Source organism: Herbaspirillum sp. C9C3 (assembly GCF_013359625.1).
Lineage (GTDB): Bacteria > Pseudomonadota > Gammaproteobacteria > Burkholderiales > Burkholderiaceae_D > Herbaspirillum.
In genome coordinates this window covers 97,276-122,997 of the sequence record NZ_JABFMQ010000003.1, presented here as the reverse complement: position 1 = coordinate 122,997, position 25,722 = coordinate 97,276, and the positions used below count along the sequence as shown (strand labels likewise).

Sequence of the window (25,722 nt, the reverse complement as noted above, 5' to 3'; positions counted from 1 at the left end):
AGGCAGCAGCCAAGAAGGTTGCAGCACCGAAGGCAGCAGCCAAGAAGGTTGCAGCGCCGAAGGCAGCCGCCAAGAAGGTTGCAGCACCGAAGGCAGCCGCCGCCAAGAAGGTTGCAGCACCGAAGGCCGCTCCCAAGGCAGCCGCCAAGAAGGTAGCCGCTCCGAAGGCCGCAGCGCCCAAGGCAGCTGCAGCACCGAAGGCAGCCGCCAAGAAGGCCGCCGCTCCGAAGAAGGCAGCCGCCAAGCCGGCAGCCGCAGCACCGGCCGCCAAGACCGTGCTGAACCCGGCCGCTGCATGGCCGTTCCCGACCGGCGCTGGCCGTCCGTAAGATCGGCGCGCGTCTAGTCTGATCCCCTCAGACTGAAGGCCGCTGTATGGCATTGCGCCATGCAGCGGTTTTTTTATGCCCGGCCGATCCGCTGCCACGGCGCTCACTCTGCGCCGGTGATGGCGATTTGATGCGCTGGATTGCTCTGGCAATTCGTCGCAATGGCACAATATATGAAAGCTCGGGTATGCTCGCACGCGGCGCCCCGGTTTGTCTGCGCACTACGGCAGCGCGTGATGCAAGATGCCGCTGGCGATTGCGCCGCCGCTGCTTGCCCTCTAGTATGTGCCCTGCCTCTCACTGATGGAGATCCCTGTGCTGCTTAGTATTTTCACGATGATCGTCAACGCCGTCGCCAGCATCCTGGCCGGTGTCATGCTGCTGCGTTTCTGGATGCAGGTGGTGCGCGTGCGTCCGCCGCAACCGGTGGGACAGTTCGTCTACCAGCTCTCGGACTGGCTGGTGCGTCCGCTGCGACGGGTGATGCCGGGCGGCGGTTACGACTGGGCCAGCCTGGTGGGGGCCTTCCTCATCGTGCTGCTGTCCATCATCGCCATCCTGGGCCTGCAGTCGGGCTTCGACTTCAAACTCATCTTCCTGGTAGCGCTGGAGCGCTTCTTTGAATGGATCTGCTATGGCTTCATGGCCACGCTGATCATCGAGGCCGTCTTCAGTTGGGTCAACCCGCACGCGCCGCTGGCGCCCTTCGTGGGCGCCCTGAACGATCCCCTGCTGCGTCCGCTGCGCCGAATCATCCCGCCGCTCGGAGGCGTCGACCTGTCCCCCCTGGTGCTGCTGATCCTGTTGCAGATCGCGGTGCGGGTGGTCAGCGGCCTGCTCTTCGGGATGTTCTGAGCGCACTGCCGGGGCTTCTCCCCACACGCAAAAAGAGCCGGACATCGTCCGGCTCTTTTGCTGTCTGCCTGCTCTTCTGCGGTCAGCGCTTCTGCCTGGCCGACCATTGCTCCAGCGCCTGCATGGTGTTCTCCACATGCTTCTCCGGATTCATGTCGGTGTACTCGTAGAGGATCGCATGGTCCGGCGTGATGACGTAGGAGGTGCGGCTGGCATAGCCGGTCACCTTGAGGAACTGGGCGTCATAAGCCTTCATGATCTTCTTGTCGACATCGGCAGCCACGGCGAACTTGCTGCGGCATTCACTGACGGAGAACTTGTTGAGGGTCTCGATATTGTCGCCCGACACGCCGATGACGGTTGCCCCCAGGGCCTTGTAGCGGTCCACGGCCTCGGCGAAGAGATGGGCTTCGATGGTGCAGCCGGAGGTGAAGGCGGCCGGGTAGAAGTACAGCACCACCGGACCTTTCTTGAGCGCCTCCGAGAGCGTGAAGGTCGAGACCTGTCCGCCCAGTGAACTCGGGGCCGAGAACTCGGGCGCCTTGTCCCCGGGTTTGAGTGCCGCCAGCGCGGCCTGCGAACACAGGGCCACCCCCACCAGCAGGGAGGCACCGCACCAGCGGCGCAGGCGGGCGGCAGCACCGGCAGTCATGGCAAACGAGGAAGGGCTCAGCATGGTCGATCTCCTTGGTGGGTCATGCTGCCGGCCTCACGCAGTGTCGTGCCGGCAGGCAGGCACATCAGCCGAAACGATAACCGAAGGCCTGGTGGAAGCGCTCCTCGATCTCGGCCCTGGACGGTGCGTGGTTCTGCGGTCCCTGCGAAGCGATCTTGATGGAGCCCATCAGGCTGGCCAGGCGTCCCGTGGTTTCCCAGTCGTAGCCTTCGGTCAGGCCGAACAGCATGCCGGCGCGGAAGGCATCGCCGCAACCGGTCGGATCGGCGATCCGGTCGGCCGGTACGCAGGGGATGGCATATTGCTTGCCGTCCACGAAGATGTCCGCACCCAGTTCACCGCGCGTGACCACCAGGGCCGTGACGCGCTCGGCGATCTGTGCCAGCGACAGTCCGGTGCGCGCAGTCAGCAGCTCGGCTTCGTAATCGTTGACGGCCACGTGGGTGGCCAGGTCGATGAAGTTCTTGAGGTCGTTGCCATCGAACATCGGCATGCCCTGGCCCGGATCGAAGATCAGCGGGATGTTCAGCTCGGCGGCCTGCTGGGCATGCTGCAGCATGCCGTCGCGGCCATCCGGGGCGACGATGGCGAACTTGACCGGGCCGGCATCGGCCACCTTGTTCTCGTGCGACCAGGTCATGGCGCCGGGGTGGAAGGCGGTGATCTGGTTGCTGTCGGCATCGGTGGTGATGAAGCACTGGGCCGTGAAGGAAGACTCGATCTGGCGCACGCATTGCGTGGAGATGCCCAGCGCCGCAAAGCGCTCCATGTAGGGCGCGCTGTCCAGGCCAACAGTGGCCATCACGATGGGCTCACCGCCCAGCAGCTTGAGGTTGTAGGCGATGTTGCCGGCACAGCCGCCGAATTCGCGGCGCATGGTCGGCACCAGGAAAGAGACGTTGACCTTGTGCAACTGGTCGGCCAGCAGGGCTTCGGCGAAGCGGCCCTCGTACTGCATGATGTTGTCGTAAGCGAGGGAACCGCAGATCAGGGAGCTCATGGGGTGGTCGGGACTTGTGAGTGAATGATGCCGCATTGTAGAAGAAAAGCGGCGTGCAGTCCGAACCTGACGCAAGTCGTTTCGTGTTCAGGCAGGGCGGTGACGATCAGGGATAGAAGAGATAGATGCGATAGCCCGAGACCAGCGCTTCCTTGAGCTCGAAGTTGATCCTGATCTGCTGTTCGCTCTCGGGGCCGATGCCGCTGTCGGCCTGGCTCGGGTCGGCCAGATAGTCACGCGGACGGAAGACGCGGCGCACCACGGCCTTTTCGTCGTCATTGTTGAGCGTGAGCTCGATATGCGGCCAGGCCTGGGCGCTGATGCCGCGATTGCGCATCACCAGCGAGAGCGCATACACGTTCTGGTTGGGCGGCACCACCTGCAGTTCGTTGGATTCCAGCGAGAGCCGGTCGATCTCGGTGGGCAGGCCGACGGTGCAATGCAAGGCCACGCACATGCCGTTGAGCATGGGGCGCAGTTGCGGCACCGCTGCGGCCAGCGGATTGCGCCAGTAATAAAGCGATTGCAGCAGCAGCACCGGCACCATCACGCCGGCCAGCACCATCATCACCATCTTCATGACCTGGCTGATGCGCGCGCGGCGCTCAGCGCGCCTGACGAAGCCGGGCTCGGCGGCGGGCTCGTGGTCTTGCGCGTCGTCCTGTTCCTGCCCTGACGGTTCGTCAAGGGCGGAGAATGCCTCCTCGGACTGCGCCACCTCGTGCAACACGGGTTCATCATCGATGCGGAAGACGGCGGCCACCTCGGGCGGCGCGACAATCTCTTCGGCGTCGGCAGACGAGCGGCGCAGCAGGGCGCCGCTGTCCGGGGCTGGCTCGGGCGGTGTCGTCGGGCGGGCGGTCTGCTCATCCGCGGGGATCTCTGCGGCCGGCGCGGCAGGCTTGAAGCTTGCTCCCAGGTCGGGAAGGTAGCCAGGGCTGGCGGGCGAGCGGAAGACCTTGGGCTCGGCGATGACCGGGATGGCCGCAGGCGCGGCCGCCAAGGGAGCGACGGGCGCAGTGGGCTGTGCAGCAGGAACGTTCACCTCTGGAACGGACGTCTGCGCGGCGGGCGCGACAGGAACCGGCTGCGCGGCAAGCGGCGCGCCAGATTGTTCATAGGGGCTGTTGGCGGGGCCACTGGGGGCTGCCGCCGGTGCGGGGGGCGATGGGGGCGGCGTGCTCATGCCGGCCTGGGCCTTGCTGCCCGGCGCCGGCTGGTAATGACCGTCGGCCACGCTGGCCTCGACCAGGAATTCGTTACCGTTGAAGACCTGGCGGCAGTTGCCGCAGCGGACCAGTCCGCCGCGCAGTTTGAGCTGGTCGCTGGCGACCCTGAAGATGGTCAGGCAGTGCGGACACTGGGTCGCCAGCGCCATGGATTACTCCGGCAGGCGGCCCGCCAGGGCCACCCAGCCTTCATGTTCAGCCCACACGGTCAGGGCGATGTAGGGAGCATAGGTGGCGATGACTTCCTGCGCCTGGCGATCCAGCACGCCCGACAGCACCAGCGAGCCACCGGCGCGCACGCGGCCAGCCAGCATAGGCGCCATCAGTTGCAGGGGACCGGCCAGGATGTTGGCCACCACCATGTCGAAGCGTTCCCCTTCCGGATGGGCTTCGGCGAAGGGTTCGGGCTGGTAATAAGCGGCGCTGCAATGATTGCGGGCGGTATTGTGCTGGGCCGACTCCAGCGCCTGCGGATCGATGTCCACCCCGATCACCTGGGGTACGCCGATCTTGGCGGCGACCAGCGCCAGGATGCCCGAGCCGCAGCCGTAGTCCAGCAGGGTGCGGGCTTGCGTGGCATTGGCTTCCAGCCACTCCATGCAAAGCCGCGTGGTCGGATGGCTGCCGGTGCCAAAGGCCAGGCCCGGATCCAGTTCCAGCACCAGGGCATCCGGATCGGCGGGGGCTTCGTGCCAGCTGGGCACGACCCAGATACGCTGGCCGATGTGGATGGGCTCGAACTGGGATTGCGTCAGGCGCACCCAGTCCTGCTCTTCCACGCTGCGGGTGGCAAAGGGCAGGGCATAGTCCAGGCCGATGGCCTTGGCCGCATCCATGACGATGGTGGCGTGGTCGGCATCCTTGCCGGCCAAGGCCACCACGCGGCTGCGATCCCAGGCGGCCGTTTCCGGCTCCATGCCGGGTTCGCCGAAGAGCGGACGCTCGGCGTCCGTCCCTTCATCGGCATCTTCCACCGACACCGACAGGGCGCCAGAGTCCATCAGGGCGTCGGACAATGCCTCCGCCTGTTCGCGCGCCACTTCGATGACGATTTCTACCCAAGCCATGCTTGCCTCTACCTTTGCCTTTGCTCTTGCGTTGCGTTGTTGCTGATGTGCTGCGATTTACTTCTTGAGGGACTTGTCCGCTTCCGGCGCCGTCGGGCGTTCCGACAACTTATGTTCCAGATAATGGATATTGGTTCCGCCTTCGAAGAAACGCGCATCGACCATCAGTTCGCGGTGCAGCGGGATGTTGGTCGAAATGCCTTCCACCACCATTTCCGACAGCGCGATCTGCATGCGGCGGATGGCCTGTTCGCGGGTGGCGCCATAGGCGATCACCTTGCCGACCATGGAGTCATAGTTGGGCGGCACGAAATAACCTGAATAGGCATGCGAATCCACGCGGATGCCAGGACCACCGGGCACGTGCCACGCCGTGATGCGGCCCGGCGAGGGGATGAACTTGAACGGATCCTCGGCGTTGATGCGGCACTCGATGGCATGCCCCTTCAGTTCGATTTCGCGCTGGCGGTAACGCAGTTTTTCGCCGGCGGCAATGCGGATCTGTTCCTGCACGATGTCCACACCGGTGATCATCTCGGTCACCGGGTGTTCCACCTGCACGCGGGTGTTCATCTCGATGAAGTAGAACTCTTCATTTTCATACAGGAACTCGAAGGTACCAGCGCCACGATAGTTCATCTTGCGGCAGGCTTCGGCGCAGCGTTCGCCGATCTTCTCGATGATCTTGCGCGGGATGCCCGGTGCCGGAGCCTCCTCGATCACCTTCTGGTGGCGGCGCTGCATGGAGCAGTCGCGCTCGCCCAGCCAGATGGCTTGCTTGTGCTCGTCGGCCAGGATCTGGATTTCCACGTGGCGCGGATTTTCCAGATACTTCTCCATATAGACTTCCGGATTGCCGAAGGCGGCACCGGCTTCGGTCTTGGTCATGGTCACGGCATTGATCAGCGCGGCTTCGGTATGCACCACGCGCATGCCACGACCGCCGCCGCCGCCGGCAGCCTTGATGATGACCGGATAGCCGATCTTGCGGGCGATCTGGACGATTTCCTTGGGATTGTCCGGCAGTGCCCCTTCCGAACCCGGCACGCAGGGCACGCCGGCACGGATCATGGCCTGCTTGGCCGAGACCTTGTCGCCCATCATGCGGATGTTTTCCGCGCGCGGACCGATGAAGACGAAGCCGGACTGTTCCACGCGCTCGGCGAAATCGGCGTTTTCCGAGAGGAAGCCGTAGCCGGGGTGGATCGCCTGGGCGTCCGTGACTTCAGCGGCGCTGATGATGGCCGGCATGTTCAGGTAGGACAGGGCCGACGGGGCCGGGCCGATGCAGACCGACTCATCGGCCAGCTTCACGTACTTGGCCTCGCGGTCGGCCTCGGAGTGCACGACCACGGTCTTGATGCCCAGTTCGCGGCAGGCGCGCTGGATACGCAGGGCAATTTCGCCACGGTTGGCGATGAGGATTTTTTCAAACATAACAGGAATGAGGCGTCGCCAGGTTCAAGCGTTATAGGTTCCGGAGCCGGGCCGCGGCAGCCGGCATGTGCCGCGCGGCGGCCGTTGCTGCCAGGCCAGGGACTGCTGTGGCGGGAATCAGCCCAGCACGAACAGCGGTTGGCCGAACTCGACGGCCTGGCCGTTTTCCACCAGGATCTGCTTGACCACGCCACCCTTGTCGGCGTCGATTTCGTTGAGCAGCTTCATGGCTTCGATGATGCACAGGGTATCGCCTTCCTTGACTTCCTTGCCCACTTCGACGAAAGCCGGTGCGCCCGGTGCCGAGGAACGGTAGAAGGTGCCGACCATGGGCGACTTGACGATATGGCCTTCCGGCACGGCCGGGGCCGCCGGTGCGGCAGCGGGGGCCGCAGCAGGCGCGGCAGCGGCCACGGGGGCGACGGCCGGCGCGTAGGCCTGCTGTTGCGGCACCATCACCACCTGGTTCTGGGCATTCGGGGAAGACTTGACGATGCGGACCTTGCTTTCACCTTCGGTGACTTCCAGCTCTTCGATGGCCGATTCAGCAACCAGGTCGATGAGCGTCTTGAGTTTTCGTAAATCCATTTGAATCCCTCGGAATGTAGATAAGTAGTGTTAACGAAGCGCCGGCGCTCTGTCGCGTCCGGCGGGTTCAGTCTGGGTCTTGCAGTACGTGAAGCGATCCGTTCGAAGCGGGGGCAGCCCGCCGTCAGGATTGACGCAGCCAGTAGTCGACGGCCATGCGATAACCGTCCACCCCGAAGCCGCACAGGACTGCCCGGGCGATGCCGGACAGGTAGGAAAAATGCCGGAACTCCTCGCGCTGGTGCACATTGGAGATATGCAGTTCCACGAAGGGAATGGCCACGCCGGCCAGCGCATCGCGCAGGGCCACGCTGGTATGCGTGAGTCCGCCCGGGTTGATGATGATGCCATCGACCCCCTCCAGGCGCGCCTGGTGGATGCGGTCGATCAGGGCGCCTTCGTGATTGCTCTGGAAGCTCGCCAGGTGCGCCCCGGCGGCGCGGGCCTGTTCTTGGGCACGCTGTTCGATATCGGCCAGCGTGGTCGATCCGTAGACTTCCGGCTCCCGGGTTCCGAGCAGATTGAGGTTCGGACCATTGAGCAGGAGTAGCTGTTTTGCCATGGAGATTAAGCTCCGTTTGACGACGATGCGCGCATTTTGCCGTCAAATACCATCATTTGGCAAGAAAAACTTTCTTTTCACGGATTTGCGTTTGGCACGGCGGCCAGGTGGCCTCGCAGGTGACTCCAGGATCAGAGCTGTGCCAGGTCGGCGCGCAGTTCATCGAACTTGATGCGGCCCAGGTAGACCTTCTTGACGTTGCCGTCCTTGCCCACCAGAGCAGTGAACGGAAGACCGCCCGCCTGATTGCCGAATTGCCGCAGCAAATCGGTGGCGCCGGTTCCGGCAACGAAGAGAGGATAGCGGATTTGGTACTTTTGCGCAAACTTGGCGATATTTTCCTGACTATCGACGCCAATTCCGAGAATTTGCACCGGCGCGATTTCCTGCTGCAAGGCCGTCAGCTCCGGCATTTCTTCCACGCAGGGGCCGCACCAGGTGGCCCAGAAGTTCACGATCAGGGGCTTGCCCTTGTACTGCGCCAGCGACTGCGTCTGCCCGCTGGCATCCGGCATCGATTGCGACAACAGCGTGTTGAGCGCCTGGGTCTCCGGCGAGACGGGCGGGTTGGTGCGATGGCTGACATAGACGCCAACGCCCACGCAAACGGCCGCAACTACGGCCAACAGGATGATATTTTTCAGCTTCGTCATGAGTCAGTCCTCGGAGGGGGCGTCGATCAGATTGGCCAGCGCAGCCGCATCGCCGCGCTCGGGGCGTTTGCCGGGCGCCGCACGGAGGCTGCCGCGCAGATCGTCTTGGTCATACAGGGCCAGATGGGCCAGTTCGGGGTCGGCGCCGCGCTGGGGCAGCAGGAAGCTCAGGGTCTCCACGGCCTGGCCGGTGCGGAAGTGGCTGGTCTCTCCGACCTCGAAGTTCACATTCTTGTTCAGCAGGAAGATCTCGACATCCTTGGCACTGGGGGAGAACAGCTGCAAGTGGATGTCAGAATGTTCACCTGCCGTGCCATTCCACACCGCGCCGGTAATATAAGGATTGAACTGTTGCAGGTCCTGCATCAGTTGCAGGGCCACCTGGCGCAGGTGCAAGAGGCGCGCCGGTTGCGTGTCGGCAAAGAAGAGTTCGTTGTAGATGCGCACTTCTTCTTCGATCTGCTCGTTATCCGGCATGATCTCGCCGCGCACCTTCTGGTTGCCCAGGATCTGTCTGGCGGCCTTGCGCTTGGCGCTGCCGTAGTCGGCACCGTCTTCGGCGATCATGCGAGCGGCGGCCGCGGCGATTTCGGCGCGCAGCTGCTCGGTAGGGGAAGTGAATTCGAATTCAGACATGGCCGACATCATACTCGTTAGCGGGTGCACCCGCCGCCTCAGGTAAAATCGCGGGATTACACCCCAAGATTCGCTATGCACATACACATCCTCGGCATCTGCGGCACCTTCATGGGCGGCCTGGCCGTGCTGGCCAAAGAGGCTGGCCATACCGTGACCGGCTGCGACGCCAACGTCTATCCCCCGATGAGCACCCAGCTGGAAGCCCAGGGCATCACCCTGACCCAGGGTTTCGAGCCGTCCCAGGTGGACATCCAGCCTGATCTGTTCGTGATCGGCAATGTCGTCTCGCGCGGCAACCCGCTGATGGAAGAGATCCTCAACCGCGGCCTGCCCTACGTCTCCGGTCCACAATGGATGGGCGAGAACATCCTGCAGAACAAATGGGTCCTGTCGGTGGCCGGCACGCATGGCAAGACCACTACCTCGGCCATGCTGGCCTGGGTGCTGGAGCACGCGGGTTACCAGCCCGGCTTCCTGATCGGCGGGGTGCCGATGAACTTCGGCATCTCGGCACGCCTGGGCAGCGATGGTCACGGTGGACCTTCACCCTTCTTCGTCATCGAGGCCGACGAGTACGACACCGCCTTCTTCGACAAGCGCAGCAAGTTCGTGCACTACCGCAGCCGCACCGCCGTGCTCAACAACCTGGAATACGATCACGCCGACATCTTCCCCGATCTGGCCGCCATCGAGACGCAATTCCACCATCTGGTACGTACCGTGCCCGGGATCGGCCGGGTCATCGTCAATGGCCGTGAAGCCGCGTTGCAGCGCGTGCTGGCGCGCGGCTGCTGGAGCGAACGTGAAGATTTTGGCGTGGCCGCAGGCCAGCCCGGCTGGTCGCTGCAGACCCACGACGATGGCCGTTTCGAGGTCTTCTTCGAAGGCCAGTCACAAGGCACGGTGGACTGGTCGCTGACCGGTGAACATAACCGCATGAACGCCATCGCCGCCATCGCCGCTGCCCGTCACGTGGGCGTACCGGCGGCCCAGGCCATCGCGGCCCTGGGCGCGTTCCAGAATGTCAAGCGGCGCATGGAGCTGCGCGGCAGCGCCAACGGCGTGGCCGTGTATGACGATTTCGCCCATCATCCGACCGCGATTGCCACCACCGTGGCCGGTCTGCGCAAGAAGGTCGGCGCGGCCCGCATCCTGGCGGTGCTGGAGCCGCGTTCCAACACCATGAAGCTGGGCACGATGAAAGAGGCCCTGCCGGGCAGCCTGGTGGATGCTGACCTGGTCTTCGGTTTCGGCGCCCGGTCCGGGCGCGATGCGCTGGGTTGGGATCTGGCCGAGGCGCTGGCGCCGTTGGGGCAGAAAGCCTCTGCCTTCGACGATCTGGATGCGCTGGTGCAAGCCGTCAAGGCCGCCGCGCAGCCGGGTGACCACGTGCTGGTGATGAGCAATGGCGGCTTCGGCGGTGTGCACCAGAAACTGCTGGACGCGCTGGCATGATCCTGTACCTGCACGGCTTTCGTTCCTCGCCGCAGTCCTTCAAGGCGCGTGTGATGGGGCAGCGCATGGCCGCGCTGGGATTGCAGGACCACTACGTTTGCCCGCAACTGCCGGCGTCACCGGCCGGTGCCATCGCCCTGGCCGGCGCGCTGGTGGCCGGCGTGGACCCGGCGCGGCTGACCGTGGTCGGCTCTTCCCTGGGCGGCTATTACGCCACCTGGCTGGCCGAGCATACCGGCTGCCGGGCGGTGCTGGTCAACCCGGCGGTCAAGCCGCCGCGCGACCTGGAATCCTATGTCGGCGTGAGCACGCAATATCACTCCGACGAGCCCTTCGAATTCAAGCGCGAGTACATCGCCGAGCTGCTGGCTCTGGCCGTACCGGCGATCACCCGTCCCCAGCGATATTTCCTGCTGGCCGCCACCGGCGACGAAGTGCTGGACTGGCGCGAGATGGTGGCCCATTACCCCGGTGCCCGCCAGACCGTCATCGAGGGCAGCGATCACGGCATGGCCGAGTTTGCTGACCATCTCGACGAGGTGCTGGCCTTCTGCGGTGTGGATGTGTCCGGCAAGGCGGTGCGTTGATGCCGCATGCCGTGCGCAAGGCGCGCTGGATGGCGCATCCGCAGGCATTGGCGGGGCTGTTGGCCGCCGATGGCGAGCTGATGCGGCGCACCCGGTCCTGGTTGGCGGACCCGGGTTCCATGACCCTGAAACTCAGGAAACGGACAGAAAGCTTCAGTGTGCGCCTGCTGCGTCAGCGTCCGGGCCGCATCCTGGCCGATGAGCATGAAGCCTTGTGCATATCGCCCCGCAGCCGCGTGGTGGAGCGCGATGTGATCTTGCTGGGTGACGGGCAGCCGCTGGTGTTCGGGCACACGATCCTGTCCACCGGCTCGGTCAAGTCCGACTGGCCTTTTTTCAGCAAGCTGGGTACCACCCCGCTGGGCGCCAACTTGTTCTTTGATCCGCTGGTCGGGCGCAGTCCCATCCAGTATGCTCGGCTGTGCGCCGGCCATCCGCTGATGCGTCGCATTGCGCAGGCCCTGCCCGAGACCGAATTGCCGACCACCTTGCTCGCGCGCCGCTCCCTGTTTACCCGGCGCGGCGGCGTACTGATGGTCACCGATGTTTTCCTGCCGGCCCTGGAAGTGCTGATGCGTCCTCGGCCGGCCCACGTAGCGATTGAAAAGCGATAGAAGCAGATGAATTTATTGTTCGAAGAATCCGGCGACTTCAAGGCCGGCTCCATCATGACCCAGCAGGGCGAGTCCTACCAGGTCGAGATGGCCTCCGGCAAGCGCGCCAAGGTCAAGTCGCGCGATGCACTGCTGCAATTCGCTGCCCCTTCCCCGGCCGAGCTGATGCAGCAGGCCCAGGCCATCGCCGAGGAAGTCGACCTGGATTTCCTCTGGGAAGTGGCCGGCGAAGAAGAGTTCGGCTTCACCGATCTGGCCGCCGAGTACTTTGGTCATGCCCCGCTGCCGCCGGAAGCGGCCGGCTTGCTGCTGTGCCTGCATCGCGCGCCGATCTATTTCTACAAGAAGGGGCGTGGCCGCTACAAGGCCGCCCCGCAAGCCTCGTTGCAGGCCGCGCTGGCCGGGCTGGAAAAGAAGAAGCAGCAACTGGCCGCACAAGCCGTGTATGTGGAAGAACTCAAGGCGCACAAGCTACCCGAAGCTTTCCGCCCCATCGCCCTGCAACTGCTCTTCAAGCCGGACAAGAACGGCATCGAATTCAAGGCCCTGGACGCCGCCGCCAAGGAATTGCAGACCACCCCGCAACGCCTGATGCTGGCCGCCGGTGGGGTGGCCTCGCCCAAGGATCTGCATTACGCGCGCTTCCTCTACGAATTCTTCCCGCGTGGCACCGGTTTTCCGGCCATCGAGATTCCCCCCGCTACCACCGATCTGCCACTGGCTGACGTGCAGGCTTTCTCCATCGATGACGTGACCACTACCGAAATCGATGACGCGCTGTCGGTCACCCGCCTGCCGGATGGCAAGCTGCGCGTGGGCATCCACATTGCCGCCCCCGGCCTGGCCATCAAGCGCGGCGACGCCATCGATGCGCTTGCGCGCGCGCGCATGTCCACCGTCTACATGCCGGGCGAAAAGATCACCATGCTGCCCGACGACCTGGTGGCCGCCTATACGCTCGATGCCGGCGCCGCCCGTCCGGCCTTGTCGCTGTACGCCACGCTGGATGCGGCCAACTGGGAAGTGCTGGCCACCGAGACCCGCGCCGAGCGGGTGCCGATCGCCGCCAACCTGCGCCACAACGACCTCGACGAGCTGGTCACCGAGGAAGCCCTGGCCGAAAATCGCGGCGAGTATCCGCACAAGGACGAGATCGCCCTGCTGTGGCAGTGGGTGCAACTGCTGGAACAGGGGCGCATGGCCAAGCGCGAGAGTTTCGGGCTGCGTCCGGAACAGAACAACCGCGTCGACTTCAACTTCTACGTCGAGAACGATGTGGTGAGCATCGTGCGCCGCCGCCGTGGCGCGCCGCTCGACAAGATCGTGGCCGAGCTGATGATCTTTGCCAACAGCACCTGGGGCAAGCTCATGGCCGATCATGGCGTCCCCGGCATCTACCGCGCGCAAGGCGGCGGGGCAGGCGGCTGGGCGGCCAAGATGCAGGTGCGCATGGTCACGCACGCTGCGCCTCACCAGGGACTGGGTGTGGACCAATATGCGTGGAGCACATCGCCCCTGCGCCGCTATACCGACCTGGTCAACCAGTGGCAGATCCTGGCCTGCATCGAACATGGCGTGACCGCGCCGCTGGTGGCGCCCTTCAAGCCGCGTGATGCCGATCTGTTCGCCATCGTCTCGGGCTTCGATGCGGCGTATTCCGGTTATGCCGATTTCCAGTCCACCATGGAACGCTACTGGTGTCTGCGCTGGCTGGCCCAGGAAAATGCCCGTACCGTGGAAGCGGTGGTGTTGAAGGATGAAATCCTGCGCCTGGTCGAGATTCCGCTGGTGCTGCGCATGCCCGGCCTGCCGCAGCTGGCGCGCGGCCTGCAGGTCAAGCTGGACCTGCTGCGCTGGGATGAAGTCGACCTGACCGTGGAAGCGCGCCTGCTGGAAGTGCCGACCGCCGCCGCCCAGACCCTGGACAACGATCTGGGCGAAGACGACGAGGAGTTGCTCGAAGGCATGGCCGCCATGGGCGGCGAAGCGCAGGATGAAGACGCTGCCGCCGAACCCGATCCGGCGCAGGAGGATGAGCCCGATCACCTGGCCGACGCGGGCGAAAACCCGTCCGCCCAGGCGGCCCAATGACGCGGTGCTGGCGTAGAATTGGCGCTGTGAATATCGTCGTTGCTCCCCATCTGCTGTGAATCTGTTTGCCCAACACCGTCTGCTGAGCCTGGCGCTCGGAATTTCGCTGCTGGTGCATGGCCTGCTGCTGGCCGTGCACTTCGCCGCGCCCGACGCCTTCCGCTTCAAACCGTCGGACCCGGAACTGGAAGTCATCCTGGTCAACGCCAAGCATGACAAGAAGCCGGTCAACGCCCAGGCGCTGGCGCAGGCCAATCTGGATGGCGGCGGCAATGCCGAGAAGGGCCGTGCCAGGTCGCCGCTGCCGGACATGCAGCACGTGCAGAGCGGTGACAGCGTCAAGGCCGCGCAGCGCAAGGTGGCCGAACTGGAACAGGAGCAGCGCAAGATGCTGGCCCAGTTGCGGGAGGCAAGGCAGCACGTGGCCAGCGCCGAGCAGCACAAGCCGGTGGCCGCGCCCCAGCCCGAGGCGCGCGACCTGACCGAGACCGCCCGGGCCATGGCGCGCATGGAAGCGGAACTGGCCAAGGACATCGAGCAATACAACAAGCGTCCGAAGAAGACACAGATCACGCCCAGCACCCGTGAAGTCGGCTATGCCCGCTACTTCAAGGCCCTGCAGGACAAGATAGAAAAGGTCGGCACCCTGAACTTCCCGACCCGCGACGGCAAGAAGCTCTACGGTGAATTGCTGGTGGTGATCCCGGTCTTCCAGGATGGCAGCATCTACGAGCGCGATGGCGGCGTGCTGGTGCGCACCAGTTCCGGCAATGCCGCACTGGACCAGGCGGCAGTGGCCATCGTGCGGCGTTCGGCACCGTTTGGCCGCTTTCCGGACAACATGCGTACCAACGGCAAGGATGATGTGTGGGAAGTCATCGTGACCTTCCGTTTCACCCGCGACGAGGGTGTGCAGGCACAGCTGGGTGCCGGCTGATATCGTCGGCGGCGCAGCCGACTGGGGCCGCAGTCTCCAATACCCGCCCATGCCGGCCAAGAAGAGCGAACAACATACAACGAGGGAGCAGGTCCATCACCATGGATGAATACGTCGTCATCGGCAATCCGATTGCCCACAGCAAGTCGCCCGAGATCCATGCGCAGTTCGCTGCCCAGACCGGCCAGTCGCTGCACTACGAGCGCCTGCTGGCGCCGCTGCACGGTTTCACGGTGGCGGTGCAGGTGTTCCGGCGGCGCGGCGGGCGCGGCGCCAACGTCACCGTACCCTTCAAGCTGGAGGCACATGCCCTGGCCGATCAATTGACCGAGCGCGCGCGCCTGGCGGGGGCGGTCAATACCCTCAAGTTCGAGGGTGGACGCATCCTCGGGGACAACACCGATGGTGCCGGCCTGGTCACCGACATCATGGTCAATGCCGGCCAGGCCCTGGCAGGGCGTCGTGTGCTCTTGCTGGGCGCCGGGGGAGCCTCGCGCGGGGCCTTGCTGCCCCTGCTGCAGCAGCGACCGGCGCAGCTGGTGATCGTCAACCGCACCCAATCAAGGGCCGACGAGCTGGCGCAGCAGTTTGCCGAATACGGGCCCATCACCAGTGCCGCCTATGCCGAACTGGAGGGCGTGTTCGATGTCATCATCAATGCCACCTCGGCCAGCCTGTCCGATGACCTGCCGCCGTTGCCGGTGTCGGTCTATGGTGGCGAGACCCTGGCCTACGACATGATGTATGGTCGCCAGCCCACGGTATTCATGCAGAGCGCACAGCAACATGGTGCCAGCGTGCGCGATGGCCTGGGCATGCTGGTCGAGCAGGCAGCCGAAGCCTTCCAGCTCTGGCGCGGCGTGCGACCGGCCACCGCCGAGGTGTTTGCCAGCCTGCGCCAGCAGTTGTCGCAATGAGGGCAGGATAGTCCTCTGCTCCTGTAGAAGACTGCAGGACCACAGGACTGCTGGATTGCAGCTCTGCAGGACCCTGCCATGACACAATTTCCCGGATCGACGCAACACGGCAACAGAACAACAACAGGCACATGAAATCGCTACGCAAGCTGCTCTTCTGGATCATCGTCCTGCCCATTGCACTGGTATTGCTGCTGCAGATGTACTTCTTCGTGCAGATCTGGTGGTGGAAGGATCACAATCCCGAGTCCACCAGTTTCATGCGCCAGCAATTGTCGCTGCTGCGCGAGAAGGATCCGAAAGCCCAGTTGCAATTGCGCTGGGTGCCTTACGCGCGCATCTCCAACAATCTCAAGCGCGCCATCATCGCTTCCGAGGACTCCAATTTCTCCGAGCATGACGGTATCGACTGGGACGCCCTGCAACGGGCCTACGAAAAGAATGAGAAGAAAGGCCGCGTGGTGGCCGGTGGGTCGACCATCACCCAGCAGCTGGCCAAGAACCTGTTCCTCTCGGGCGAGCGCAGCTACCTGCGCAAGGGCCAGGAATTCATCATCACCTACATGCTGGAATTCCTGCTGGACAAGCAGCGCATCTTCGAGATCTACCTCAACGTGGTGGAATGGGGCAACGGTGTCTTCGGCGCCGAGGCGGCGGCCCAGCATTACTATCACATCAGTGCCGCCAGTCTCGGCCCGGAGCAGGCCGCGCGGCTGGCGGTGATGTTGCCGCGTCCGCGCTATTACGACCGCAATCGCGGCTCCGGCTACCTGGCGGTGCGTACCAGCCTGATCCTGCGTCGCATGAATGCGGCCACGCTGCCGCCTGCGCACAAGTGAAGTGATCGCGCTGCTGCCGCAGCCAGATGACTGCCGTATGACAGTGCGCCCTGGCGAGCACGGCCGTGTCGTCGGCGCTGGATTGGCGCTTGCCTGGCGCGGGGCTTGAACGTACACTTGCGCACGTTTCGCGCCTGTCGCCACGGGCTGCCCGCACTTCACCCGCGTTCCACCGAGCGAGAACCCATGATCAATGTATTCGTGTTGCAAAACGGACGGCTGAGTCAGGTCAACATCGACAGCCGCACCGACCTGGAACAGGCCGCGCCGGTCTGGGTGGACCTGACCGAACCCAATGACGAAGAGCGCGCCTGGGTCAAGAGCATCTATGGCGTGACCCTGCCCGACGAGGATGAATTCAGCGACATCGAAGCCTCTGCCCGCTACTTCGAGGCCGAGAACGGCGACCTGCATCTGCGCACCGACTTCCTCTTCGAAGGGGATGATGATTCGTCCTCCACCATGACGGTGGCTTTCATCCTGGCGCGCAACATCCTCTTCTCGGTGCACGCCGAAGACCTGCCGGTGTTCCGCCTGGTGCGCATGCGCGCGCGCTCGCGGCCCGGTTCCATCGGCGACTACCGCGACGTGCTGCTCGATCTCTACGAGACCGATGCCGAATACTCCGCCGATGCCCTCGAAGGCATCTACCAGAAGCTCGAAGCGGTCAGTACCAGCGTGTTGAAGAAAAGCCTCTCCGACCAGGCCGCCGCCGATGTGCTCAACACCATCGCCCACGAAGAAGACTTGAACGGTCGCATCCGCCGCAACATGATGGATACGCGCCGCGCGGTCAGCTTCCTGATGCGCGGGCGTCTGCTGAGTTCGGAGCAGTTCGAGGATGCGCGCCAGATCCTGCGCGACATTGAATCCCTGGATGGTCACACCGCCTTCCTCTTCGACAAGATCAACTTCCTGATGGATGCCACGGTCGGCTTCATCAACATCAACCAGAACAAGATCATCAAGATCTTCTCGGTGGCCTCGGTGGCCTTCCTGCCCCCCACGCTGATTGCCAGCATCTACGGCATGAACTTCCGGGTCATGCCCGAACTCGACTGGGTGGTCGGTTATCCCTTGGCCATCCTTCTGATGGTGGGGTCGGCCATTGCGCCGTTCTGGTATTTCCGTAGGCGCGGCTGGCTCAATTGACTGTCTGCTGACGGCGACGTCCTCATTCTTCCGACACGCATTGCCGGGCTTCTCCGATGCCGCGCGCGCACCAGGCGCGGCACACTGTGCACACTATCCATCGCATTGCCGCACAGGAGAATCGCATGTCCATCCGTCATCATTATGTTTCGCTGGCCGTGGTCAGCGCCAGTTTCGCCGGCCTGCTGATCGGCTGCGCCAGTCCGCAGCAAGCGCCTTACGGCGCTGCGCCCACCTCGCAGAACTATGAACGGGTGGCAGCCTATTCCGGTACCGGCGTGGTGGAAGCCATCGAAGTCACCCACAAGGAAAGCAGCGGCGTGGCCGGTGCAGTGGTGGGTGGCGTGGCGGGTGGTTTGCTGGGCAACGCGGTAGGTGGCGGCACCGGCCGTGTGCTGGCGACCGTAGCCGGTGCGGCCGGTGGCGCGTATGCGGGTAACCAGGTCCAACGCAACAGCGCAGCAGCTCATCCGGTCTACAACATCCGCGTGCGCATGAGTGACGGTTCCTTGCAGACCTTTGCGCAGGAAGACAATACCGACTTCCGCGTGGGCGACCGCGTGCGACTGGATAACGGTCGTATCAGCCGTTACTAATTACTAATTACAAATTGCAAATGGCGATTTTTATTTTGATACCGAACTGATCGGTATCGAAATAAAATGAAAAATGAAAAATAGAATAAATAATAAAACGAAGCCGTCCGATGCTGCACCGGACGGCTTCGTCGTTTCTGCGATATCGGTTCAGGCCGGGTAGAGCGCACCCAGTACCCGCAAGCCGCGCGCGCCGGTCACTGCCGGCAGATTGCCCGGCAGTCGCAGGTCGAAGCGGCGCGCCAGCCAGGCGAAAGCCAGCGCTTCCACATGTTGCGGGGCCACGCCCAGTACTGCCGTCGACTGCACGATCGCGCGGTCCTGCAACTGCTGCTGCAACAAGCGCATCAGCAGGGCATTCTCGGCGCCGCCTCCGCAGACATAGACCTGTCGGGCCGCAGGTGCATGGGCCAGGATGGCCTCGGCAATGGTGCTGGCGGTGAGCATGGCCAGGGTGGCCTGCACATCTTCCGGGGCGAGCGCTGCGCCGGTGCGCAGCAGCGCTGCCTGCAGCCAGTCCAGGTGGAACAGGTCGCGTCCGGAACTCTTGGGCGGTGCTGCGCGGAAGAAGGCTTCATCGCGCAATTGCGCCAGCAGTCCCGCATGGACCTGGCCGGAGGCGCCCCAGTGACCATTGGCGTCGTAGGGGCGGTGCTGGTGCAGATGGATCCAGCCATCCATGAGCGCATTGCCGGGACCGGTATCGAAACCGTAAGCCCCTTCTTCATCGGCAGGCAGGATGCTGATGTTGGCGATACCGCCGATGTTGACCACCACCCGCGACTGGGTCGCATCACCGAAGAGGGCGCGATGGAAGGCTGGTACCAGCGGTGCGCCCTGGCCACCGGCGGCGACGTCGCGGCTGCGGAAATCGGCGACCACATCGATGGCGCACAGTTCGGCCAGCAGGGCGGCATTGTTGCTCTGGCGCGTGAACCCCAGTTCGGGACGATGGCGGATGGTCTGTCCATGCACCCCCACCATGCGCACATCGGCTGCCGACTTGCCGGCCTGCAGCAGCAGTTGCGCCACGCAGTCGGCGTAATGCACTGCCAGCGCATTGGCGGCCAGGGCTTCGCGCTCGATCTCGTTGGGGCCGGCGGCTTGCAGGGCCATCAGGTCGGCGCGCAGATGTGCGGGAAAGGGTACGTAGGCTGCTGCCAGCGTGGCCGACACGGCCTGGCCGTCGAAGGCGGCCAGCACGCCATCGACACCGTCGAGACTGGTGCCGGACATCAGGCCGATATACAACTGGGAAGAATCGTTCATGGCGGGCAAGGGCAGAAAAAGAAAAGGGCGGCCGCTGATTCTACAGCGCCGCCCCGGCAGGGGATATCGGACAGCCCCGGCTTATTTGATGGTCGCCAGCTTCACATCGGGCGCACCCGGCACGCGCAGCATGGCCATGCGATGCTGCATCTCGGCCGCCACGGCACGGAAGCGCTGCATTTGCGGTCCCGTCAGGGCCTGGGTGTTGGGCACGTCCACCGACAGCGGATTGCGCGGCTGGTTGTTGACGCGGAACTCGTAATGCAGGTGCGGGCCGGTGGCCCAGCCGGTCATGCCGACGAAGCCGATCACATCATTCTGGCTGACCTTCATGCCCTTCTTGATGTTGGGCGCGAAACGGCTCATGTGACCGTAGGCGGTGGAGTAGCCGCCCCAGTGCTTGATGACGACGATGTTGCCGTAGCCATTCTGCTGGCCGACGAAATCGATCACACCGTCGGCTGCGGCATGGATGGGGGTGCCGGTCGGCGCGGCAAAGTCCACGCCGGTGTGCTGCTTCCACTTGCCGAGGATGGGATGCAGGCGCATCGAGAAACCGGAAGAGATACGCGTGAAGGCCAGGGGCGACTTCAGGAAGGCTTTTTTCAGCGACTTGCCATCGAAGGCATAGTAGCCGCCCCCGCCGGTCTTGCTGGCCGGGTCGCTGAACCAGACGGCCTGGTAGCGGTTGCCGGCATTGTCGAATTCACCGGCCAGCACGCGGCCGGTGCGCACCAGGTCACCGTTCTGGTAGTAGGTCTCGTAGACCACGTTGAAACGGTCGCCACGGCGCAGGTCGGAGGCGAAGTTGATGTTGGTGGCGAACATGTCCACCAGCTGCATCGCGATGGCGTCCGGGATCTGGGCCGCATCGGTGGCGGCGAAGAGCGAAGAGAAGATGATGCCGGCGCGCATTTCCACGCGGCGCTCCAGCACGGCGGGCTGGGCTTGGGCGGTGAGCTTGCCGTCGTGGCGCGAGATCACCAGGTTCTTGGGGGTATCGCTGCCGTCGTCCAGGGTGGCGGAGAGCTTGACGAGCTCGCCGTTGTCATCGGTCTGTGCCACCACGCGCTTGCCGGGACGCAACTGCATCACCGTGCGCGCCAGGGTATCGGACTTGATGAAGGCGGTGGCCTCGTCGTCATCCACGCCCAGACGGTTGAGCAGGGTGGCCAGGGTGTCGCCGCTGCGGACCTTCTCTTCGTTGACGTAATACTGCGAGCGTTCTTCCAGCGCGCTGATCTGCTGTTGCAGATTGGGCAGGGCCAGTTCCTTGGAGATCGGGTTGACCGGGGCATCGCGCAGGTCCGGCTCGGCCGGGGCGAAACCGGCGGCACCGATGGTGAAGGCGGCCAGGAACAGGGCGCTGGCGCCAATGATGCGGGTCTTGGGCGAGGAGGCGGCGACTTTGTGGTGGCAGGACTGCAACACGGAGAAGCACAGGGACGAGAGGTGCTTGAGTTTATCTTGTGGGAACATGCAAACCGAATACGTTAAAATCTGGCGTTTCCGTGGCGGATGGCGGGTATGGCTGCAATGCGGCGTTTCCTGTCCCCCACCGTGTTGCGCCCGCGAAACATCGCCTACGGGTCGATACGCTTTTTCTGCTGCTGAGCTTCTGAGGCCGCGTCCTGGCGCTGGGCAGAAAAAACGAAAGTCGGAATTATAGCAACACGGTTTAGCGGTCCTGTCCTACAAAAGCCTATTTTTTAGTTATATCGATGAACGCCGATCAGTCCACCTCCGCTGCTGCTTCTGCTGCCACGTCTGCAGCCCCTTCCCGCCTGCCCCTCACCGACAAGGTGCAGGAGGCGCTGGCCATTACCAAGCGCGGCATCGATGAGCTGCTCATCGAAAGCGAATTCGCGCAAAAGCTGGCGCGTTCCGAGCAAAGCGGCCAGCCGCTGCGCATCAAGCTGGGTCTGGATCCGACTGCGCCCGACCTGCACCTGGGGCACACCGTGGTGTTGAACAAGATGCGCCAGCTGCAGAACCTGGGCCACCAGGTGATCTTCCTGATCGGTGACTTCACCTCCATGATCGGCGACCCGTCCGGTCGCAACGCCACCCGTCCGCCGCTGTCGCGCGAGCAGATCGAGGTCAACGCCAAGACCTATTTCGCCCAGGCCAGTCTCGTGCTGGATCCGAGCAAGACCGAGATCCGCTACAACTCCGAATGGTGCGACGCCCTGGGTAGCCGCGGCATGATCCAGCTGGCTTCGCGTTACACCGTGGCGCGCATGATGGAGCGTGATGACTTCACCAAGCGCTTCAAGGAAGGTACGCCGATTTCGGTGCATGAATTCCTCTACCCGTTGATGCAGGGTTATGACTCGGTGGCCCTGAAGTCCGACCTGGAACTGGGCGGCACCGACCAGAAATTCAACCTGCTGGTGGGCCGCGAGCTGCAGAAGGACTTCGGCCAGGAGCCCCAGTGCATCCTGACCATGCCGCTCCTGGAAGGCCTGGACGGCGTGGAAAAGATGTCCAAGTCCAAGGGCAACTACATCGGCATCACCGAACCGGCCAACACCATGTTCGCCAAGGTGATGAGCATTTCCGACGTGATGATGTGGCGCTACTACGAGCTGCTGTCTTTCCGTTCCATGGCCGAGATCGCCGGCTTCAAGGCTGATGTCGAAGCCGGCAAGAATCCGCGTGACATCAAGGTGGCCTTGGCCCAGGAAATCGTGGCCCGCTTCCACTCGCAGCAGGCCGCCGAAGATGCGCTGGCCGACTTTGTCAACCGTTCCAAGGGCGGCATCCCGGACGACATCCCGGAAGTCTCGCTGTCGGGCGCGCCGCTGGGCATCGGCCAGTTGTTGAAGCAGGCCAACCTGTGCGCCTCCACCTCGGAAGCGCTGCGCATGGTGGAGCAGGGCGGTGTGCGTATCGACGGCACCGTCATCAGCGACAAGGGTTTGAAGGTCGAGGCCGGCCAGTGCGTGGTGCAAGTGGGCAAGCGCAAGTTCGCCCGCGTCACCCTGGCGTAAGCTGGAGCGCGCATGATCGCTCTCTTGCAGCGGGTCAGCCAGGCCTCGGTGGTGGTGGATGGCCAGACGCTGGGCAGCATCGGCACCGGGCTCATGGTGCTGGTCTGCGCCGAGCGCCACGACACCCCGGCCGAAGCTGACGCCCTCCTGAAGAAGCTGCTGGCCTATCGCGTCTTCAGCGACGAGGCCGGCAAGATGAATCGCAGTGTGGCCGATGTGCAAGGCGGCTTGCTGCTGATCCCGCAATTCACGCTGGCGGCCGATACCAATTCAGGCACGCGCCCCTCCTTCACGCCTGCTGCGGCGCCGGAACTCGGGCGGCAGCTGTTCGATCACTTCGTGGCGCAGGCGCGCGTGCGGCATGGTCAGGAGCGGGTCGGAACAGGGCGCTTCGGAGCCGATATGAAGGTATCGCTCATCAACGACGGTCCGGTGAGCTTCTGGCTGCAGATCAAGCCCAAGGCCCCGACGGCCGATATGAACCTTGCTCAATAAATCCAGACCCGGCATTGAAGCCGGGCGGCGCGTCCCCAAATGGATCCGTAATGCGTGTTGAATGTGGCCTTACTTTTAGGAGGTGATATGAAATTCTGGAGCGATTCTTTCAAGGACGGTGCCAACATCCCCGGCGAATTCGCCTTTGCGGTGATGGACCCCAAGACCCACGTGGCGTTGTCTTCCAATCGCAATCCGCACTTTGCGTGGAGTGATCTGCCGGCCGGCACCAAGTCGCTGGCGCTGGTGGTGCACGATCCTGACGTGCCTTCGCGCGGCGACGACGTGAACCAGGAAGGCAAGACCGTGCCGCTGGAGCTGCCGCGCGTTGATTTCTATCACTGGACGCTGGTCGACATTCCTGCCAATGTCAGCCAGATCAAGGCCGGCCAGTTCAGCAACGGCGTGACCGCCCGTGGCAAGCCGGGGCCGGCGGTGCTGGGCGAGGTCATGCCGGGGGCGCGCCAGGGCATCAACGACTACACCGGCTGGTTCGCCGGGGACGGCGACATGCGCGGCGACTACTTCGGCTATGACGGCCCCTGCCCGCCGTGGAACGATGCGCTGGTGCACCGCTACATTTTCACCCTCTATGCACTGGACGTGGAACAGCTGCCGGTAGCCGGCAACCTGGAAGGATCGGTGGTCCTGACCGCATTGCGTGATCACGTGCTGGAGCAGGCTTCGATCACCGGCCTGTACACCCTCAACCCCAACGCGGTCCCGCGCAGCTGAACTGAAGCATGACCGAGATCCTGCTGATCCGCCACGGCGAAACCGACTGGAACGTGGACAAGCGCCTGCAAGGGCATATCGACATCGGCTTGAATGAGGCCGGCCAGCGTCAGGTGCTGGCGCTGGGCGAGGCGCTGGCGGGGGAGGGCATCGATGCCGTCTTCGCCAGCGACCTGCAGCGTGCGCGCGATACCGCCCAGGCCGTGGCGGGATTGGCGGGATTGGCGGTGCAGATCGATGCCGGTCTGCGCGAACGCTGCTATGGCGCCTTCGAGGGGCTGCGCCATACCGAGATCGAGGTGCGCTATCCCGAGGCTTATCGCCAGTGGAAGGCACGCGAACCGGACTTTCGTTATCCCGCCGGTGAGCGCATCGCCGAGACCATGCGCGAATTCTATGAACGTTCTGTCGCGGCGGTGCAGCGCGTGCTGGCCTCGGGCCGCTATCGCAAGGTGGCCATCGTCACGCATGGCGGCGTGCTGGAGTGCGTGCATCACTGGGCCAGCCAGACTTGCTTCGCCCAGCCGCGCACCTTCGACATCTTCAATGCCAGCGTGAACCGCCTGCACTGGGACGGCGAACGCGCCCACATCCGCTCCTGGGGCGAGATCGGGCATCTCCAGCGGGAGACGCTGGATGAGGTGGATCGTTGAGCTGCACTGTTGCCGGGAGGTATCTTTCCGGTCGTTTGATCTTGGCGGTTTGTTGGTTTTCCTGTCCGCTGATACGTGACATTGGCATTTCGCCAACAGTCCCTCCTGCCCAATAAATAATCAGCCCCAAAGATGTAACCGCGCCCGATTCTTGTTGGGCGAGGCTGGCAATCGCGCTAAAATAGCGCCCTTCCTCGAACCTCCCCCTGATCCACGTCGTGAACATTGGGCCCTATTCCCTGCGCAACAACGTGTTCGTCGCCCCCATGGCGGGTGTGACCGACCGTCCGTTCCGTCAGCTGTGCAAGCAGCTGGGGGCAGGGTATGCCGTGTCCGAAATGGCGGCGTCCGATCCGCGGCTGTGGCAGAGCGAGAAGACCTCGCGTCGCATCAACCACGATGGCGAGATGGAACCCAAGGCGGTGCAGATCGCCGGGGCCGATCCGGTCATGCTGGCCGATTGCGCCAAGTACAACGTTGAGCGCGGTGCGCAGATCATCGACATCAACATGGGCTGCCCGGTCAAGAAGGTCTGCAACAGCTGGTGCGGTTCGGCCCTGTTGCAGGACGAGGACCTGGTGGCGCGCATCCTGGACGCGGTGGTGTCGGCGGTGGACGTGCCGGTGACGCTGAAATTTCGCACCGGCTGGGACCGCGCCAACAAGAACGCCCTCGCGATCGCCGCCCGCGCCGAAGCCGCCGGTATCGCCATGCTGACCCTGCACGGCCGCACCCGGGCCGACGGCTACAGCGGTGAAGCCGAGTACGACACCATCGCGGCCGTGAAGGCCGCCGTGACGATCCCGGTGGTGGCCAATGGCGACATCACCACCCCCGAGAAGGCGCGCGAGGTCCTGCGCATCACCGGGGCCGATGCCGTCATGGTTGGTCGCGCCGCCCAGGGACGCCCCTGGATCTTCCGCGAGATCGATCATTTCCTGCGTACCGGCGAACACCTGCCGGCGCCGCTGGTGACCGAAGTGGCGCACCTGATGGAGGAACACCTGCAAGCCCACTACGCCTTCTACGGCGACTACCTGGGCGTGCGCACGGCACGCAAGCACATCGGCTGGTATGTGCGCGACCTGCCGGGCGGTGAGACTTTCCGCCGCAGCATGAACCGCATCGAAGACTGCGGCCAGCAGTTGCAGGCAGTACGGCAATTCTTTGCCGACCAGACCGTGCATGGCGATCGCCTGCAATACGGACTGGCCGACGAGGTGCCGCTGGCCGCCTGAAGCAACACGGCAGGACAGCACCACAGGACAGGGTATCGGATGCGCCGGCGCGAGCGGCAACGGCGGGCGCAATTGATCAACAATACGGCATCGCCACGCACGATCGCGCCCAGGGG

At 64.0% G+C, this 25,722-nt stretch carries 27 protein-coding genes; 16 read left to right on the top strand and 11 right to left on the bottom strand.

Annotation, left to right across the window (positions count from 1 at the left end; translation table 11 throughout):
- A partial coding sequence (locus HNO82_RS22190; protein ID WP_249776931.1) for a histone H1-like repetitive region-containing protein occupies nt 1–329 on the top strand: 329 nt, incomplete at its 5' end.
- Between the two features lie 315 nt (nt 330–644).
- Nucleotides 645–1,184: a YggT family protein gene (locus HNO82_RS04565; RefSeq protein ID WP_034351619.1), complete on the top strand. Its 540-nt coding sequence runs from the start codon at nt 645–647 to the stop codon at nt 1,182–1,184.
- An 82-nt stretch (nt 1,185–1,266) separates the two neighbouring features.
- On the opposite strand, the gene HNO82_RS04560 is transcribed toward HNO82_RS04565, so the two are convergent.
- The 9 genes from HNO82_RS04560 to HNO82_RS04520 all read right to left on the bottom strand — a co-directional run bounded on the left by HNO82_RS04560 (nt 1,267) and on the right by HNO82_RS04520 (nt 9,041).
- Nucleotides 1,267–1,860, bottom strand: coding sequence for a peroxiredoxin (locus HNO82_RS04560; protein WP_175342897.1), 594 nt, complete (start codon nt 1,858–1,860; stop codon nt 1,267–1,269).
- A 64-nt stretch (nt 1,861–1,924) separates the two neighbouring features.
- Nucleotides 1,925–2,860: a carbohydrate kinase family protein gene (locus tag HNO82_RS04555; protein WP_008334666.1), complete on the bottom strand. Its 936-nt coding sequence runs from the start codon at nt 2,858–2,860 to the stop codon at nt 1,925–1,927.
- A gap of 106 nt (nt 2,861–2,966) precedes the next feature.
- Nucleotides 2,967–4,238 carry a DUF3426 domain-containing protein gene (locus tag HNO82_RS04550; RefSeq protein ID WP_175342896.1) on the bottom strand — a complete coding sequence of 424 codons (1,272 nt, stop codon included), beginning with the start codon at nt 4,236–4,238 and terminating at the stop codon, nt 2,967–2,969.
- Nucleotides 4,239–4,241: 3 nt separating this feature from the next.
- Nucleotides 4,242–5,156 (bottom strand): 50S ribosomal protein L11 methyltransferase, encoded by a 915-nt coding sequence (gene prmA, locus HNO82_RS04545; RefSeq protein ID WP_175342895.1) that lies wholly within the window; start codon nt 5,154–5,156, stop codon nt 4,242–4,244.
- A gap of 57 nt (nt 5,157–5,213) precedes the next feature.
- On the bottom strand, nt 5,214–6,593 hold the full coding sequence (gene accC / locus HNO82_RS04540; RefSeq protein ID WP_175342894.1) for an acetyl-CoA carboxylase biotin carboxylase subunit: 1,380 nt from the start codon (nt 6,591–6,593) through the stop codon (nt 5,214–5,216).
- 117 nt (nt 6,594–6,710) lie between these two features.
- Nucleotides 6,711–7,181, bottom strand: a complete 471-nt coding sequence (gene accB / locus HNO82_RS04535) for an acetyl-CoA carboxylase biotin carboxyl carrier protein (protein ID WP_175342893.1) — start codon at nt 7,179–7,181, stop codon at nt 6,711–6,713.
- Between the two features lie 124 nt (nt 7,182–7,305).
- Nucleotides 7,306–7,743: a type II 3-dehydroquinate dehydratase gene (gene aroQ, locus HNO82_RS04530; RefSeq protein ID WP_008334673.1), complete on the bottom strand. Its 438-nt coding sequence runs from the start codon at nt 7,741–7,743 to the stop codon at nt 7,306–7,308.
- A gap of 131 nt (nt 7,744–7,874) precedes the next feature.
- Nucleotides 7,875–8,396, bottom strand: coding sequence for a TlpA family protein disulfide reductase (locus tag HNO82_RS04525; protein WP_175342892.1), 522 nt, complete (start codon nt 8,394–8,396; stop codon nt 7,875–7,877).
- A 3-nt stretch (nt 8,397–8,399) separates the two neighbouring features.
- Nucleotides 8,400–9,041 (bottom strand): hypothetical protein, encoded by a 642-nt coding sequence (locus HNO82_RS04520; RefSeq protein ID WP_008334675.1) that lies wholly within the window; start codon nt 9,039–9,041, stop codon nt 8,400–8,402.
- Nucleotides 9,042–9,107: 66 nt separating this feature from the next.
- On the opposite strand from HNO82_RS04520, the gene mpl reads away from it, so the two are divergent.
- The 9 genes from mpl to HNO82_RS04475 all read left to right on the top strand — a co-directional run bounded on the left by mpl (nt 9,108) and on the right by HNO82_RS04475 (nt 18,223).
- The gene (gene mpl, locus HNO82_RS04515; RefSeq protein WP_175342891.1) at nt 9,108–10,490 is read left to right on the top strand and encodes a UDP-N-acetylmuramate:L-alanyl-gamma-D-glutamyl-meso-diaminopimelate ligase; all 1,383 of its coding nucleotides are present in this window, start codon (nt 9,108–9,110) and stop codon (nt 10,488–10,490) included.
- Nucleotides 10,487–11,077: a YqiA/YcfP family alpha/beta fold hydrolase gene (locus HNO82_RS04510; RefSeq protein WP_175342890.1), complete on the top strand. Its 591-nt coding sequence runs from the start codon at nt 10,487–10,489 to the stop codon at nt 11,075–11,077. Before mpl ends, HNO82_RS04510 begins: the two co-directional genes overlap by 4 nt.
- The gene (locus tag HNO82_RS04505) at nt 11,077–11,691 is read left to right on the top strand and encodes a chorismate--pyruvate lyase family protein (RefSeq protein WP_175342889.1); all 615 of its coding nucleotides are present in this window, start codon (nt 11,077–11,079) and stop codon (nt 11,689–11,691) included. The genes HNO82_RS04510 and HNO82_RS04505 overlap by 1 nt, the downstream gene beginning before the upstream one ends.
- 6 nt (nt 11,692–11,697) lie before the next feature.
- On the top strand, nt 11,698–13,782 hold the full coding sequence (locus HNO82_RS04500; RefSeq protein ID WP_175342888.1) for an RNB domain-containing ribonuclease: 2,085 nt from the start codon (nt 11,698–11,700) through the stop codon (nt 13,780–13,782).
- A 55-nt stretch (nt 13,783–13,837) separates the two neighbouring features.
- A complete protein-coding gene (gene tolA / locus HNO82_RS04495) occupies nt 13,838–14,719 on the top strand; it encodes a cell envelope integrity protein TolA (RefSeq protein WP_175342887.1) in 882 nt (293 codons plus the stop codon).
- A 101-nt stretch (nt 14,720–14,820) separates the two neighbouring features.
- Entirely contained in the window at nt 14,821–15,636 is an 816-nt protein-coding gene (gene aroE, locus HNO82_RS04490; RefSeq protein ID WP_175342886.1) for a shikimate dehydrogenase, read from the top strand.
- A gap of 131 nt (nt 15,637–15,767) precedes the next feature.
- Nucleotides 15,768–16,475, top strand: coding sequence for a monofunctional biosynthetic peptidoglycan transglycosylase (mtgA, locus tag HNO82_RS04485; protein WP_008334693.1), 708 nt, complete (start codon nt 15,768–15,770; stop codon nt 16,473–16,475).
- A 186-nt stretch (nt 16,476–16,661) separates the two neighbouring features.
- A complete protein-coding gene (corA, locus tag HNO82_RS04480; protein WP_008334694.1) occupies nt 16,662–17,627 on the top strand; it encodes a magnesium/cobalt transporter CorA in 966 nt (321 codons plus the stop codon).
- Between the two features lie 125 nt (nt 17,628–17,752).
- Entirely contained in the window at nt 17,753–18,223 is a 471-nt protein-coding gene (locus HNO82_RS04475; protein WP_008334695.1) for a glycine zipper 2TM domain-containing protein, read from the top strand.
- Nucleotides 18,224–18,373: 150 nt separating this feature from the next.
- Here the strand turns inward: HNO82_RS04475 and HNO82_RS04470 are convergent, their stop codons facing one another.
- Entirely contained in the window at nt 18,374–19,492 is a 1,119-nt protein-coding gene (locus HNO82_RS04470) for an anhydro-N-acetylmuramic acid kinase (RefSeq protein WP_175342885.1), read from the bottom strand.
- Nucleotides 19,493–19,573: 81 nt separating this feature from the next.
- The gene (locus HNO82_RS04465) at nt 19,574–20,971 is read right to left on the bottom strand and encodes a M23 family metallopeptidase (protein ID WP_008334704.1); all 1,398 of its coding nucleotides are present in this window, start codon (nt 20,969–20,971) and stop codon (nt 19,574–19,576) included.
- 242 nt (nt 20,972–21,213) lie between these two features.
- Between HNO82_RS04465 and tyrS the strand changes: the two genes are divergently transcribed.
- From tyrS to dusB, 5 genes are all read left to right on the top strand, one after another.
- Complete coding sequence (gene tyrS / locus HNO82_RS04460) at nt 21,214–22,485, top strand: tyrosine--tRNA ligase (protein WP_008334706.1); 1,272 nt, start codon at nt 21,214–21,216, stop codon at nt 22,483–22,485.
- Nucleotides 22,486–22,497: 12 nt separating this feature from the next.
- Complete coding sequence (dtd, locus tag HNO82_RS04455; protein ID WP_175342884.1) at nt 22,498–22,980, top strand: D-aminoacyl-tRNA deacylase; 483 nt, start codon at nt 22,498–22,500, stop codon at nt 22,978–22,980.
- 87 nt (nt 22,981–23,067) lie between these two features.
- Nucleotides 23,068–23,715 (top strand): YbhB/YbcL family Raf kinase inhibitor-like protein, encoded by a 648-nt coding sequence (locus HNO82_RS04450; RefSeq protein ID WP_008334713.1) that lies wholly within the window; start codon nt 23,068–23,070, stop codon nt 23,713–23,715.
- Nucleotides 23,716–23,723: 8 nt separating this feature from the next.
- Nucleotides 23,724–24,368, top strand: a complete 645-nt coding sequence (locus HNO82_RS04445) for a histidine phosphatase family protein (protein ID WP_175342883.1) — start codon at nt 23,724–23,726, stop codon at nt 24,366–24,368.
- Between the two features lie 218 nt (nt 24,369–24,586).
- The gene (gene dusB / locus HNO82_RS04440; protein ID WP_175342882.1) at nt 24,587–25,606 is read left to right on the top strand and encodes a tRNA dihydrouridine synthase DusB; all 1,020 of its coding nucleotides are present in this window, start codon (nt 24,587–24,589) and stop codon (nt 25,604–25,606) included.
- Nucleotides 25,607–25,722 lie beyond the last annotated feature (116 nt).

Coding starts and splice junctions, on each gene's coding strand:
- HNO82_RS04560 (WP_175342897.1), bottom strand. CDS start 1,860: ATGCTGAGCCCTTCCTCGTTTGCCATGACTGCCGGTGCTGCCGCCCGC.
- HNO82_RS04555 (WP_008334666.1), bottom strand. CDS start 2,860: ATGAGCTCCCTGATCTGCGGTTCCCTCGCTTACGACAACATCATGCAG.
- HNO82_RS04550 (WP_175342896.1), bottom strand. CDS start 4,238: ATGGCGCTGGCGACCCAGTGTCCGCACTGCCTGACCATCTTCAGGGTC.
- prmA (WP_175342895.1), bottom strand. CDS start 5,156: ATGGCTTGGGTAGAAATCGTCATCGAAGTGGCGCGCGAACAGGCGGAG.
- accC (WP_175342894.1), bottom strand. CDS start 6,593: ATGTTTGAAAAAATCCTCATCGCCAACCGTGGCGAAATTGCCCTGCGT.
- accB (WP_175342893.1), bottom strand. CDS start 7,181: ATGGATTTACGAAAACTCAAGACGCTCATCGACCTGGTTGCTGAATCG.
- aroQ (WP_008334673.1), bottom strand. CDS start 7,743: ATGGCAAAACAGCTACTCCTGCTCAATGGTCCGAACCTCAATCTGCTC.
- HNO82_RS04525 (WP_175342892.1), bottom strand. CDS start 8,396: ATGACGAAGCTGAAAAATATCATCCTGTTGGCCGTAGTTGCGGCCGTT.
- HNO82_RS04520 (WP_008334675.1), bottom strand. CDS start 9,041: ATGTCGGCCATGTCTGAATTCGAATTCACTTCCCCTACCGAGCAGCTG.
- mpl (WP_175342891.1), top strand. CDS start 9,108: ATGCACATACACATCCTCGGCATCTGCGGCACCTTCATGGGCGGCCTG.
- HNO82_RS04510 (WP_175342890.1), top strand. CDS start 10,487: ATGATCCTGTACCTGCACGGCTTTCGTTCCTCGCCGCAGTCCTTCAAG.
- HNO82_RS04505 (WP_175342889.1), top strand. CDS start 11,077: ATGCCGCATGCCGTGCGCAAGGCGCGCTGGATGGCGCATCCGCAGGCA.
- HNO82_RS04500 (WP_175342888.1), top strand. CDS start 11,698: ATGAATTTATTGTTCGAAGAATCCGGCGACTTCAAGGCCGGCTCCATC.
- aroE (WP_175342886.1), top strand. CDS start 14,821: ATGGATGAATACGTCGTCATCGGCAATCCGATTGCCCACAGCAAGTCG.
- mtgA (WP_008334693.1), top strand. CDS start 15,768: ATGAAATCGCTACGCAAGCTGCTCTTCTGGATCATCGTCCTGCCCATT.
- corA (WP_008334694.1), top strand. CDS start 16,662: ATGATCAATGTATTCGTGTTGCAAAACGGACGGCTGAGTCAGGTCAAC.
- HNO82_RS04475 (WP_008334695.1), top strand. CDS start 17,753: ATGTCCATCCGTCATCATTATGTTTCGCTGGCCGTGGTCAGCGCCAGT.
- HNO82_RS04470 (WP_175342885.1), bottom strand. CDS start 19,492: ATGAACGATTCTTCCCAGTTGTATATCGGCCTGATGTCCGGCACCAGT.
- HNO82_RS04465 (WP_008334704.1), bottom strand. CDS start 20,971: ATGTTCCCACAAGATAAACTCAAGCACCTCTCGTCCCTGTGCTTCTCC.
- tyrS (WP_008334706.1), top strand. CDS start 21,214: ATGAACGCCGATCAGTCCACCTCCGCTGCTGCTTCTGCTGCCACGTCT.
- dtd (WP_175342884.1), top strand. CDS start 22,498: ATGATCGCTCTCTTGCAGCGGGTCAGCCAGGCCTCGGTGGTGGTGGAT.
- HNO82_RS04450 (WP_008334713.1), top strand. CDS start 23,068: ATGAAATTCTGGAGCGATTCTTTCAAGGACGGTGCCAACATCCCCGGC.
- HNO82_RS04445 (WP_175342883.1), top strand. CDS start 23,724: ATGACCGAGATCCTGCTGATCCGCCACGGCGAAACCGACTGGAACGTG.